Source organism: Micromonospora sp. NPDC003241 (assembly GCF_053589795.1).
The window spans coordinates 215,238-226,562 of the sequence record NZ_JBSFSO010000001.1 but is presented as its reverse complement, the minus strand read 5'-3'; the positions used below and the strand labels follow the sequence as shown (position 1 = coordinate 226,562).

Genomic DNA, 11,325 nt, shown 5'->3' with positions numbered 1-11,325 from the left:
CGCCCGATCGCGCCGATCATGGAGTTGTGGCGGTGGAATCGCGGATGTATTTCCGTTTCGTGACGACCACAACTCCATGATCGCGGGATGGTGGAGGGGCTGCGGGAGGACTGCGGGGAGGGCGCCAGGGCGGACTGCGGGAAGGTTAGGGGGCAGTGGCCGGACTGCGGGAAGGTCCGGGGGCAGTGGCCGGACTGCGGGAAGGTCCGGGGGCAGTGGCCGGACTGCGGGGAGGGTCGGCGGGGTAGTGGCCGGACTGCGGCAAGGTCCGGGGGGCAGTGGCCGGACTGCGGGAAGGTCTGCGGGATGGTGGCCGGACTGCCGGGCGGGTCGCGGAGTGGGCGGCCGTTGCCGGGTGGGCGGATGTGTCGGGCGGGCGGACGTTGCCGGGTGGGCGATGTGCTCGCGAGGCTTCAAGATCCGCGCAACTTCATTGATACTGCTGCCTCGTCGCCACCTGAGACAGCAATAACAATGAAGTTGCTGTGTCGTCGATCGGGCCGGCCCTCGGGCGGGAGGTTCGGTTACCGCTCGGGTCGGTCGGCGACGAAAGTGCCTCGGCCGGGCTGGCCGATGATGAGATCCCGATCGTGCAGAAGCGACATCGCACGGTAGGCGGTGTTCACGCTGACCTTGTACATGTCGGCGATCTGGCTGGTCGAGGGCAGCTTGTCGCCAGGCTTCAACTCGCCGCTCTTGATCTTTGCGGTGAAGTCGTTGGCGATCACTTTGTAGGGCGCTGGTGCTGTGGGCATGGCGAGGACTCCGGTTGGTTCGGCGTCTCCGATCCTGCCGCACCTACACAAGTAACTGCAACAAGCTGTCACGTCCCCGCCATGCGCCGCTCGACTACTTCTAGATACTGGTGTAGGTTGCTGTCGTCCGGCTCCGGTTGGTTCGGCAAGCCTCCGGGTCGGACCTCAGGTGGGCTCCGGGGTCGTACCGCCGATCAGGGCTGCGATCGCGGAGCCGGCGGCCCGGTCGGCGTCTCCGTCCGGCGACCGGGCCGTCTCCAGCTTCACCCTCCGGACGGGTGCTGTGTCGACGAGGAGGAGACGGCCCATGCGTGCGGTACTCAGACTGTTCCGTCCCAAGGCGGCGGTGCCGTCACCCGGCGGCGGGTGGCACCGGTCGGACTCGCGCCCGCCACTGACCGCCGGGCAGGTCCGTGACCAGCGCTTCCGTTCCGTACGCCGGGGTTGTGATCCGGCCGAGGTGCATGCCTTCCTGAGCCGTGTCGCGGCCGAGTTGGCCGTGGCGCGCCGGGATCTGGCGATGGTGGCCGAGGAGAACGTACGGATCAAGCGGGCGCTGCGGAGTTGGCAGGCGCGGTTCGCGCCGGGGGTGCGGCGGTGAGTGCGCAGCGGTTCGTGGTGCACCTGCCGGTGCGGGTCAGGGACCTGGCTGCGGCGAAGCGGTTCGCCCGGACGGTCACCCGGGCGTTGAGCTTCTTTCCGAACGTCGAGGCGGTCGGTGCGACGGTCTCCGAGGAGGACACCCAGTTCATCCGGCACTGGGTGTTCTGCGATCAACCACTCGACGGTGGTGTCCGGTGCTCGCGCCTGGCCGATCACGACGGGCCCTGCCTGCCGCCCAGGTCGTGACCCCGCCCCTGAGGAACGGCACCGCCGCGACCTGCGCCCGAAATACAGTCAATACACCTTTTAGAGGTAAATGTCACCTACCGACATCACGATTCTTTCCCGGTGATCGTTGCTCCCGGCGTCAGTTGGCTTTCACCACACGGGGATGAGATGAGCATTTCTGCACCTTCCAGACGGCCGGCTCCTGGGCGCGTCTGACCGCGGGCGCGCTGCTGGCCGGCGCCTTGTCGTTGATCGGTGCCGCGCCCGCTGCGGCCGACACGGTCATCAGCATCAACCCGGGGAACGTTCCGACGACGGCGGCGCACTTCACCCAGAACTGCGACCCGAACCTGGGCGGCGGGCCGTACCCGAACGAGGACGTCTGGGTTTTCAACCTGCCGGGCAGCAACCCGCCGGCTGACGCGTTCGTGTCGGTCACCGGCACCTGGAGCACGCCCAGCGGCACCGTCACCCGGACGATTCCCACCGACCCCAACAGTGCGCTGGTCAACAACCAGGGCACCAGCAAGGCGTGGATCCGGCTGCCGGCCGGCTGGACGCTGACCGGGGCGACGGCGGTGGTCACGGGTGACGAGAGGTTCTTCACCCTCACCCACACCTGCGCCGCGTCGAACCCCGAGCCTGGGGCTGACCAAGACCGGCAAGCCGGCCAGCGGGTTGCAGGTCGGTGACGTGGTCACCTACACGTACACGGTGACGAACCAGAGCACGGGCACCACCGACCCGATCACGGGGATCACCGTCTCCGACGACGTGGTCACGGGCATCACCTGTGTGGCGACGTCGCTGGCGCCGGGGGCGAGCACCACGTGCACGGGTACGTACACGGTCACGGAGCAGGACGTGGCCAGGGGCAAGATCATCAACACCGCCCAGGCGATCGGATTCTTCGGCGAGCAGACCGTGCCCTCCAACCAGGCGACGTTCACCGTCACCACCCGAACGCCGCAGGTCAGCCTGTCGATCGACAAGAAGGCCCGGGTCGAGTCGGACTGCCGGAACAAGTGCGAGAACGACGGCTACGCGGCCAAGGGCGACAAGATCTTCTACACGTACCGGGTGACCAACACCGGCACGGTGACGATCACCGACGTGCGGGTCGACGACCCGACCGCCGGACCGGTGGTCTGCAACAGCACCACCCTGGCGCCGGGCACCAGCACCGACTGCCACGCCGTGAACCCGTACGTGGTGACCTGGGCCGACGTCAAGAAGGGCAAGGTGGTCAACAAGGCCCGGGCGACCGGCAAGTTCGGTGAGCAGACCGTGGTCTCCGACCAGGCCGTCGTGACGATCTGCATCCGGGACGGCAAGTACGACCACCGCAAGGACGACAAGAAGCACGACTGGAACCACCGCAAGCACCTTCCGGTGACAGGCGACGACACCACCGGCACGCTCGCACTGGGTGGCGGCCTGCTGGCCGCGGGCGGCCTCCTGGTCGGCACCTCACGGTTGCGCCGTAAGGCCGGCGTCAAGATCTGAACGGCACGGTGACAACCCTCCGGGCGCCACTGTCCGGTGCGGACGACGGGGCGGCACGGCGACGTGCCGCCCCGTCACGAATCAGCCGTTGAGCAGGTCGTACGCCGCCTTGGGCGCCTTCTGCGCATCGTCGTCGGTGAACGCGACGATCGCGGGGGCCGTGCCGAAGTCGAAGTACTCGACCACGTACTCCGACGCCTTCTGCTCTCCGGCGGCCGGGATGGCCAGGGTGAGCGAGGTGAGGTTGCCGTCCGCGCCCACCACGGCGGTGAGTGGGATCTGCGTGACGGCGTCGCCGAGGGTGGCCACGCCCTCCAGGGCGTCCGCCAGCTCGGGCTGGGCGGACAGATCCACCGTTCCGGTGTACGTCCCGCCCTCGCCGGCCTGGATGTCGCTGGCCGCTTGGATGATCACCTCGGCGTTGCCGGGGTCGGTGCCCTCGTAGGTGGGCAGGGCGTCCGGACCTTCGATCTTCGTCGGGTCCAGCTCCATCCACTTGGTCGGCAGCTTCATGAGCTTCTGGATGTCCTTGTCACCCTTGAAGGTGACCTTCATCCAGGTACGCGACTCGACCATGCGGAAGGACATCTCCAGGGTGAAGTCCTTGTCCTTGGTGACCGTGTCGATGTCCATGCCCCGGTTCGCCGGGTCGACCACCCCGGACACGTCGCCCGAGGTCGTGAAGCGGAACGCCGGGTCCTCCTCGCCGGGGACGGCGTTCAGCAGTTCCTGCTTGGGGTCGGGCGGCGGCGGGGCCGCCTCCGGTGCGTCTTTGTCGTCGCAGCCGGCCACCAGGGTCGCGGCCAGCAAAGCGATCGTCGCGACCGCGAAGCGCCGAGTCGTGGCGGTGGTGCCGGTTCGCTGAGTCATCTCGTCTCTCTCTCCCCCGTGGATCGAACGGAATCGTATGCCAGACTCCCGGCCACCGTGGCCCGCCACCACGTCGCTCGGCCACCCACTCACCCCCACATCAGCACCGGTCCGCGGCGCCTCTCGTGGGCCGTCGGTCACCTCACCATGCGTCCTTTGCTCTGCTTCACCCCACGCACCGAACACGCCCGGATTCTGTTGCGCCAGTCGAAGCAGAGCAAAGGACGCCGGGGGACAACACCGCACCGCCGGCAGCAGGGCACCCTGTCGCCGAGCCCGCCGAGCCCGCCGAGCGCACGCCGTGACGGGCCGTTCGTCCGACGGTGCTGGTAGAAAGGCCGGATGAGCCAGGAACGGACGGCGATCCGGCAGCGGGCCGAGGCGGTGCTGCGGCGGCTGGCGGGCGAGGACGCCCGGCTCCGGGAGGACCAGTGGCGGGCGATCGAGGCGCTGGTGGTCGACCGGCGGCGGGTGCTCTGCGTGCAGCGCACCGGTTGGGGCAAGTCGGCGGTCTACTTCGTGGCCACCGCGCTGTTGCGGCAGCAGGTGGAGGGGCGGGAGCCGGCCGGGCCGACCGTGATCGTGTCGCCGCTGCTGGCGTTGATGCGCAACCAGGTCGAGTCGGCGGCTCGCGCCGGCATCCGGGCACGCACCATCAACTCGGCCAACCTCGACGAGTGGGACGAGATCACCGGCGAGATCCACGCCGGGGCGGTGGACGTGCTGCTGATCAGCCCGGAACGGCTCAACAACCCGGACTTCCGGGACGGCGTACTGCCGAGGTTGGCCGCCACCACCGGCCTGCTGGTGGTCGACGAGGCGCACTGCGTGTCGGACTGGGGGCACGACTTCCGGCCGGACTACCGGAGGTTGCGTACCTTCCTCGGCAACCTGCCCGAGCAGACGCCGGTGCTGGCCACCACCGCCACCGCCAACGAGCGGGTGACGCGGGACGTGGCCGAGCAGCTCGGCACCGAGGCGGTCACGCGGGGGCAGCAGCGACCGGACGTCCTCGTGCTGCGCGGCAGCCTGGACCGGGAGTCGCTGCGGCTGGGCGTACTCGACCTGCCGAGCCCGGCGCACCGGCTCGGCTGGCTCGCCGACCACCTGGACCGGCTGCCCGGCTCCGGCATCGTCTACACGCTGACCGTGGCGTCGGCGACCGAGACCGCCGAGTTCCTGCGCACGCGGGGCTGGACGGTGGCCGCGTACACCGGGCAGGCCGAGGACGCCGACCGTCGCGCCGCCGAGCAGGACCTCCTCGACAACAAGATCAAGGCGTTGGTCGCCACCAGCGCGCTCGGCATGGGCTTCGACAAACCGGACCTCGGCTTCGTGGTGCACCTGGGCGCACCGCCGTCGCCGATCGCCTACTACCAGCAGGTCGGGCGTGCCGGCCGCGCGGTCGAGCACGCCGAGGTGCTGCTGCTGCCCGGTGTCGAGGACCAGGCCATCTGGCGGTATTTCGCGTCGCTCGCCTTCCCGCCCGAGGAGCAGGTCCGCGCGGTGCTGGCCGCCCTGCACACCGACCGGCCGCTCTCCACCCAGGCCCTGGAACCCCTGGTGGACCTGCGCCGGGCCCGGCTGGAACTGATGCTCAAGGTGCTCGACGTGGACGGCGCGGTCCGCCGGGTGCGCGGTGGTTGGCTGGCCACCGGCGAACCCTGGGTCTATGACGAGCCCCGGTTGCGGCGCGTCGCCGCCGCTCGCGCCGACGAGCAACAGGCCATGCTCGGGTACGCCGCGACGACCGACTGCCGGATGCGCTACCTGCGCGACTGTCTGGACGACGCGGAGGCGACCGACTGCGGGCGCTGTGACCGGTGTGCCGCGCCGCTGTTCACGGCCGAGGTGTCACCGGCCGCGCTGACCACCGCACAGACGTTCCTGGGCCGCCCCGGCGTGCCGCTCGCGCCCAAGAAGCTCTGGCCGGCCGGGCTGGAGGCGGTCGGCGTACCGCTGAAGGGCCGGATCGCCCCGACGGAGCAGGCGCTTGCCGGTCGTGCCGTGGGGCGGCTCTCCGACCTCGGCTGGGGTGGCCGGCTGCGCGGTCTGGTCGGGCCGGGCACGCCGGACGGCCCGCTCCCGGACGACCTGGCCGCCGCCGTCATCGAGGTGCTCAAGGCGTGGGCGCACGGCGACGACCCGTGGCCCCGCCGCCCGGCGGGCGTGGTCGTGGTCGACTCGCGGACCCATCCGGTGCTGGTCGGGTCGCTGGCCGAGCGGATCTCCGCCGTCGGGCGGCTGCCGCTGCTGGGCCGGGTCGTCTCGGCCGGTCCGCCGGCCGGTCCGCGCGGCAACAGCGCCCAGCGGGTACGCACCCTGCACGGCGCGCTCACCGTGCCCGACCCGCTCGCCGACGACCTCGGCGGGCTGGACGGCCCGGTGCTGCTCGTCGACGACCTGGTCGACTCGGGCTGGACGATGACGATGGCGGCCCGGGAACTGCGCCGCGCCGGTGCCCCCGACGTCCTGCCGTTGGCGCTCGCGGTCGCCGGCTGACACTCGGCACACGGCCGGCTGACACCTCGGCGCGCGTGCCGGGCCCGACCGTGACCGGCTGCGGGTGCGACCGGAGCCACGACCGGGCGGACCCGCCGGGACGCCGGAGCACCCGGCGGTACGGTGGGCGCATGGCTGACCAGGAACCCGACGCGCCCGCGTTCGGGTCGGTGCGGGTCGCCGAGCGACCGGCGGTGGGCAGCGACCCGGACGGGGTCTCCGCGACGCCGGACCGGGCCACGCTGCGGCTGGCCCTGGTGGTCGGCGGGCTGGTGCTGGCCGTGCTGCTCGGCTTCGGGCTCGGCCGGATCAACGGCGGCGGTCCGGCGGCGGCCCTCGGCGGTACGGGGGACAGCGCGCTGGCCGACCACAGCCACGCTCCCGGTGTCGGCGCGCACTCGCACGGCGCCGACCAGGACGCCGCCGCCGAGGCCGGTGGGCTGGCGATCAGCCGGGACGGCTACACCGTTGCCCCGCTGTCCGCCGAGTTCACCGCCGGGCGGGAAGGCGAGCTGCGGTTCCGGATCGAGGACGGGCAGCGCCGCACGGTCACCCGGTTCGCGATCGTGCACGACAAGCCGATGCACGTCATCGTGGTGCGTCGCGACCTGAGCGGCTACCAGCACCTGCACCCGACCATGGCGTCGGACGGCACCTGGTCGGTGCCGCTCACCCTGGCACAGCCCGGCCTGTGGCGGGCGTACGCCGACTTCACCGCGCTCGCCGACGACGGGCGGCAGAACGCCACCACGCTCGGCGTGGACCTGGTCGCCCCCGGCACCTACCAACCTCGGGACCTGCCCGCCCCGGCCACCACCGACACGGTCGACGGATGGACCGTCGGATACCAGGGCAGCCCCGAACCCGGGCTGACGGTGCCGTTGAGCTTCCGGGTCACCGGTGCGGACGGCACCGCCCCGACGCTGGAGCGGTACCTCGGCGCGTACGGGCACCTCGTCGCGTTGCGCGAGGGTGACCTCGGGTACCTGCACGTGCACCCCGAGACGGAGCTGGTCGACGGCACGATCCGGTTCTGGCTGACCACACCGGGACCGGGGCGCTACCGCCTCTATCTGGACTTCGCCACCGGCGGGGAGGTCCGTACCGCCGAGTTCACGGTGACCGTCGGCTAGCCGGCCCGGCGGATCGGTCGGCGGGCGAGGTACCGCAGCAGGTCACGGATGTGGTGCTTCTCCTCGGCCGGGACGGTCGGATCGGCCAGCCGTTGCAGGATCACCCGGACGTCGGCCTCGACCGGGCCCTCGTCGCCGCGCCGCCACGGCCCGGGGCCGGCGTCGGGCAGGCCGAGCGCCCGGAAGGCCGCCGCCACCGGCAGGTCCAGCGCGGCGCAGAAGCCGCGTACCTTCGCCAACTCGGGGTAGTCCTGCCAGTCGCCGGCCAGCCAGCGGAAGACGGTGGATCGACCGACCCCGGTGTGCCCGGCCAGGTCGGTGACCGTCCAGCCGCGTTCCTCCCGGGCGTCGTCGATGGCACGGCGCACGAAGCGCGCGAACGCCATCTGCGGCGAGACCTCTGCCGAACCCATCCGGTGGGTATGCCCTCCCGACCGGCACCCGACGGTGCGTTCTTCGAGACTAGTACGCGAAGTTGCGGAAGCAACTGACTGATCGACCAGACGACAGTGACGGCGGAACCGAGTCAGGTCAACGCTTCTCGGGCGGCGGTGCGAGCAGCGTCTCCAGTCGTGGTGAGACCCGCCACTGCGTCACCAGCTCGCGGTACTCCGCGCGTTGGGCCTCGGTCGGTTCGGCGCCGGTATGACGTGCCCGGATCAGCAGGTTGCGGGGGGTGTGCGCCGAGTCGACGAACTCGACCACCTCCGCCCGGTAGCCGTGCAGCCGCAGCAGACCGGCCCGCAACGCGTCGGTGAGCACGTCCGCGAAGCGTTCCCGGAGGATCCCCTGCCGGGTCAGCAGCTCGTAGGGGGCGGGTGCCGGGCGGGCGCGGAGCTGCGCGGCGATGTCGTGGTGGCAGCAGGGCGCGGCCAGCACCCACCGGGCACCCCAACGCACCGCGCGGGCCAGTGCCTCGTCGGTGGCCGTGTCGCAGGCGTGCAGGGCGAGCACCAGGTCCGGGGCCGGTTCGACGACCGCGTCGGCGATGGTGCCGGCCACGAAGCGCACCCGGTCGGCCCAGCCCAGCCGCTGCGCCAGCGCGGTGTTGCGGCGGCGCTGGTCGTCGCGTACGTCGACGCCGACCAGCTCGACGTCCCAACCCTGGCCGGACAGATAGCGGTACGCGGCGAAGCTGAGGTACGCGTTTCCGCAGCCCAGGTCCACCACGCGGAGCGGACCCGGCTCGTCGGGCAGCGTCGCCGCCAGCGCCCGCAGGAACGCGTCCACCTGCCGACGCTTGGCCGCCGAGCCGCCGATCTCGGTGAAGATCGGGTCGCCGGGGTCGAGCAGGTACTCCTTGGCCCGGTCGTGCCCGGCCGGAGCGGCGGCCGGGCGGGTGCTGGCGCTGCGGTGCACCTGTGCCTCGCCCGACTTGGTGACCCGCAGTTGCAGCGTGGCCCCGACGGTCTCCACGTGCCAGTTGCCGAACGGCTCGGCCAGCAGCGCCTCGACCGCCGTGTCCGCCTCCTGCCCGGGAGCCACGTTGCGGGTGTACGGCCGCTCGCCGTCGGAGGTGGAGATCTGCAACCTCGGGCCGGCCTTGAGCGCGACCGGCCGCAACTCGGCCCGGACCACGGAGGGACGCTGGCCGCGTCGGCGACCGGCGGCCACGGCCCGGGTCAGTGCGGGGTCCAGCAGCATCGAGCGGACCTCGGCCAGGGCGGAGTCCAACGGTTCGGGCATCGCTCCATCTTCCACGTCGGCCGTGGGTACGCCGCAATCGGCGGCCCCTGGCTGGTGCTGACGGCATCGCGCCGACGACCGGGTGGGTCGTCGGCGCGATGACGGTGCTTGGTCTCCCGTGGCCGCCCGGTGGGCGGCGCGGGATCAGTCGGTGCTCGCCTCGGTCGAGCTGCCGGCGGTGGCCCGGCGACGTCGGCGGCGGCGCGGGCGGGGCGTCTCCGCGCCACCCTCGGTGCCGGCTACGGCCTCGGCGGGAGTACCCGTCTCGGTCGGGTTGGTCGGGTCGACACCGGCGGCGACGACCTCACCGGCGCGGCGGCGCCGACGGCGACGCGGCGTGCGGGTGCCCTCGCCGGCCTCGCCGGACAGCTCGGCTCCGGTCTCGGCGGACTCCGGCCCGGCGTCGCCGCCCTGCCCGCGACCACTCTCGGCGCGGCCACGGCCTTCGCCCCGACCACGGCCTTCGCCGCGTCCACCGCCCTCGCCGCGTCCACCGCCCTCGCCGCGACCGCGACCCTGGCGCCGTCCGGCGCCGCGCGGCTCGCTGCCCCGGCGGGAACGACCGCCGCCCAGGTCCTCCTCGACCTCGGCGGCCAACCCGGCGCGGGTCCGCTCGGCGGTCGGCAGCGTGCCGGTCACCTCGGTCGAGATGTGCAGGTCGGTGTAGAGGTGCGCAGAGGTGTGGTACGTCTCCTGCGGGTCGGGCATGTCCAGCCCGAGCGTCTTGTCGATGATCCGCCAGCGGGGCATGTCGTCCCAGTCGACGAACGTCACCGCCACACCGGTCGCCCCGGCCCGGCCGGTCCGGCCGATCCGGTGGGTGTAGGTGTCCTGGTCCTCGGGGCAGTCGTAGTTGATGACGTGGGTCACGCCGCTGACGTCGATGCCCCGGGCCGCGACGTCGGTGGCGACCAGAGTGTCGATCTTGCCGGCGCGGAACGCCCGCAGGGCCCGCTCCCGGGCACCCTGCCCGAGGTCGCCGTGCACCGCCGCCACCGCGAAGCCCCGGAAGTCGAGGTCCTCGGCGACCCGGTCGGCGGCCCGCTTGGTCCGCGTGAAGATCATCGTCAGGCCACGGCTCTCGGCCTGGAGGATCCGGGCGACGATCTCGATCTTGTTCATCGAGTGGGTGCGGTAGGCCAACTGCTCGGTCTGCGGGGACGGACCGGTCTCGGCGGTGTGCCCGGCGTGGATCGTGATCGGGTGACGCAGGAACCGGCGGGACAGCGTCACGATCGGGTCCGGCATGGTCGCGGAGAACAGCATGGTCTGCCGGTCCTCCGGCAGCATCGCCAGGATCCGCTCGACGTCGTCGAGGAAGCCCAGGTCGAGCATCCGGTCGGCCTCGTCCAGCACCAGCGCGCGTACGCCGTGCAGGCGCAGGTGCTTCTGCTTGGCCAGGTCGAGCAGGCGACCCGGCGTACCGACGAGGATCTCCACGCCCTTGCGCAGCGCGTCGACCTGCGGCTCGTACGCGACGCCGCCATAGATCGGGAGCACCCGGACGCCCCGGGTGCGGCCTGCGGCGGCGATGTCCTTGGCGACCTGGATGCCCAGTTCACGGGTGGGTACGACGACGAGTGCCTGCGGCACGCCGTCACTGCCCTCGTTCGGGGCGAAGACCCGCTCCAGCAGTGGTACGCCGAAGCCGAGGGTCTTGCCGGTGCCGGTCGGGGCCTGCCCGATCAGGTCGGCGCCGCGCAGCGCGATCGGCAGCGCGTACTCCTGGATGGCGAAGGCGCGGGTGATGCCGGACGCGGCCAGCGCGTCGACGGTCTCGGCGCGTGCGCCCAGCTCGGCGAAGGTCGGTGCCTCCGGTCGGACCGGGGCGGTCGGGGCCAGTTCCTGGCCGTCTGTGAGGTCTTGAATCGGCTCACTCATGTGGATGTGGGGGTGCCCTCTCGTGGGTGCGCCCCATCATGTCCTCAGGGCGCGTTCGGTTTTGGCGCGGGCCACACGGTCGGCGGCAGAGATGCCGGGCGGACCGGGCCGCACGCGCGCCGTGGGTCGGACGTCGACCGGGTTGGATCTGAATCCGGTCG

At 72.0% G+C, this 11,325-nt stretch carries 11 protein-coding genes; 6 read left to right on the top strand and 5 right to left on the bottom strand.

Annotated elements, in window-relative coordinates; translation table 11 throughout:
- Positions 1-524: 524 nt before the first annotated feature.
- Positions 525-755: a winged helix-turn-helix domain-containing protein gene (locus tag ACWDVW_RS01105; protein WP_449943214.1), complete on the bottom strand. Its 231-nt coding sequence runs from the start codon at positions 753-755 to the stop codon at positions 525-527.
- A 307-nt stretch (positions 756-1,062) separates the two neighbouring features.
- Between ACWDVW_RS01105 and ACWDVW_RS01100 the strand changes: the two genes are divergently transcribed.
- The 4 genes from ACWDVW_RS01100 to ACWDVW_RS01085 all read left to right on the top strand — a co-directional run bounded on the left by ACWDVW_RS01100 (position 1,063) and on the right by ACWDVW_RS01085 (position 3,092).
- The gene (locus ACWDVW_RS01100; RefSeq protein ID WP_449943211.1) at positions 1,063-1,356 is read left to right on the top strand and encodes a DivIVA domain-containing protein; all 294 of its coding nucleotides are present in this window, start codon (positions 1,063-1,065) and stop codon (positions 1,354-1,356) included.
- Positions 1,353-1,604, top strand: a complete 252-nt coding sequence (locus ACWDVW_RS01095) for a hypothetical protein (protein ID WP_396741801.1) — start codon at positions 1,353-1,355, stop codon at positions 1,602-1,604. Before ACWDVW_RS01100 ends, ACWDVW_RS01095 begins: the two co-directional genes overlap by 4 nt.
- Before the next feature lie 224 nt (positions 1,605-1,828).
- Complete coding sequence (locus ACWDVW_RS01090; RefSeq protein ID WP_449943208.1) at positions 1,829-2,278, top strand: hypothetical protein; 450 nt, start codon at positions 1,829-1,831, stop codon at positions 2,276-2,278.
- A 1-nt stretch (position 2,279) separates the two neighbouring features.
- On the top strand, positions 2,280-3,092 hold the full coding sequence (locus ACWDVW_RS01085) for a DUF7507 domain-containing protein (RefSeq protein WP_449943206.1): 813 nt from the start codon (positions 2,280-2,282) through the stop codon (positions 3,090-3,092).
- An 81-nt stretch (positions 3,093-3,173) separates the two neighbouring features.
- Here the strand turns inward: ACWDVW_RS01085 and ACWDVW_RS01080 are convergent, their stop codons facing one another.
- On the bottom strand, positions 3,174-3,962 hold the full coding sequence (locus ACWDVW_RS01080; RefSeq protein WP_449943204.1) for a hypothetical protein: 789 nt from the start codon (positions 3,960-3,962) through the stop codon (positions 3,174-3,176).
- Between the two features lie 342 nt (positions 3,963-4,304).
- Here ACWDVW_RS01080 and ACWDVW_RS01075 point away from each other — a divergent pair, with 342 nt between their 5' ends.
- Together ACWDVW_RS01075 and ACWDVW_RS01070 are read left to right on the top strand one after the other, a co-directional pair.
- Positions 4,305-6,464: a DEAD/DEAH box helicase gene (locus ACWDVW_RS01075; protein WP_449943202.1), complete on the top strand. Its 2,160-nt coding sequence runs from the start codon at positions 4,305-4,307 to the stop codon at positions 6,462-6,464.
- A gap of 131 nt (positions 6,465-6,595) precedes the next feature.
- On the top strand, positions 6,596-7,597 hold the full coding sequence (locus tag ACWDVW_RS01070; protein WP_449943201.1) for a hypothetical protein: 1,002 nt from the start codon (positions 6,596-6,598) through the stop codon (positions 7,595-7,597).
- On the opposite strand, the gene ACWDVW_RS01065 is transcribed toward ACWDVW_RS01070, so the two are convergent.
- The 3 genes from ACWDVW_RS01065 to ACWDVW_RS01055 all read right to left on the bottom strand — a co-directional run bounded on the left by ACWDVW_RS01065 (position 7,594) and on the right by ACWDVW_RS01055 (position 11,164).
- Entirely contained in the window at positions 7,594-8,010 is a 417-nt protein-coding gene (locus ACWDVW_RS01065; RefSeq protein WP_350692964.1) for a helix-turn-helix domain-containing protein, read from the bottom strand. The genes ACWDVW_RS01070 and ACWDVW_RS01065 overlap by 4 nt on opposite strands.
- A gap of 118 nt (positions 8,011-8,128) precedes the next feature.
- Entirely contained in the window at positions 8,129-9,283 is a 1,155-nt protein-coding gene (locus ACWDVW_RS01060; RefSeq protein WP_449943198.1) for a class I SAM-dependent methyltransferase, read from the bottom strand.
- Between the two features lie 144 nt (positions 9,284-9,427).
- The gene (locus tag ACWDVW_RS01055) at positions 9,428-11,164 is read right to left on the bottom strand and encodes a DEAD/DEAH box helicase (RefSeq protein ID WP_449943195.1); all 1,737 of its coding nucleotides are present in this window, start codon (positions 11,162-11,164) and stop codon (positions 9,428-9,430) included.
- Between the last annotated feature and the right edge of the window lie 161 nt (positions 11,165-11,325).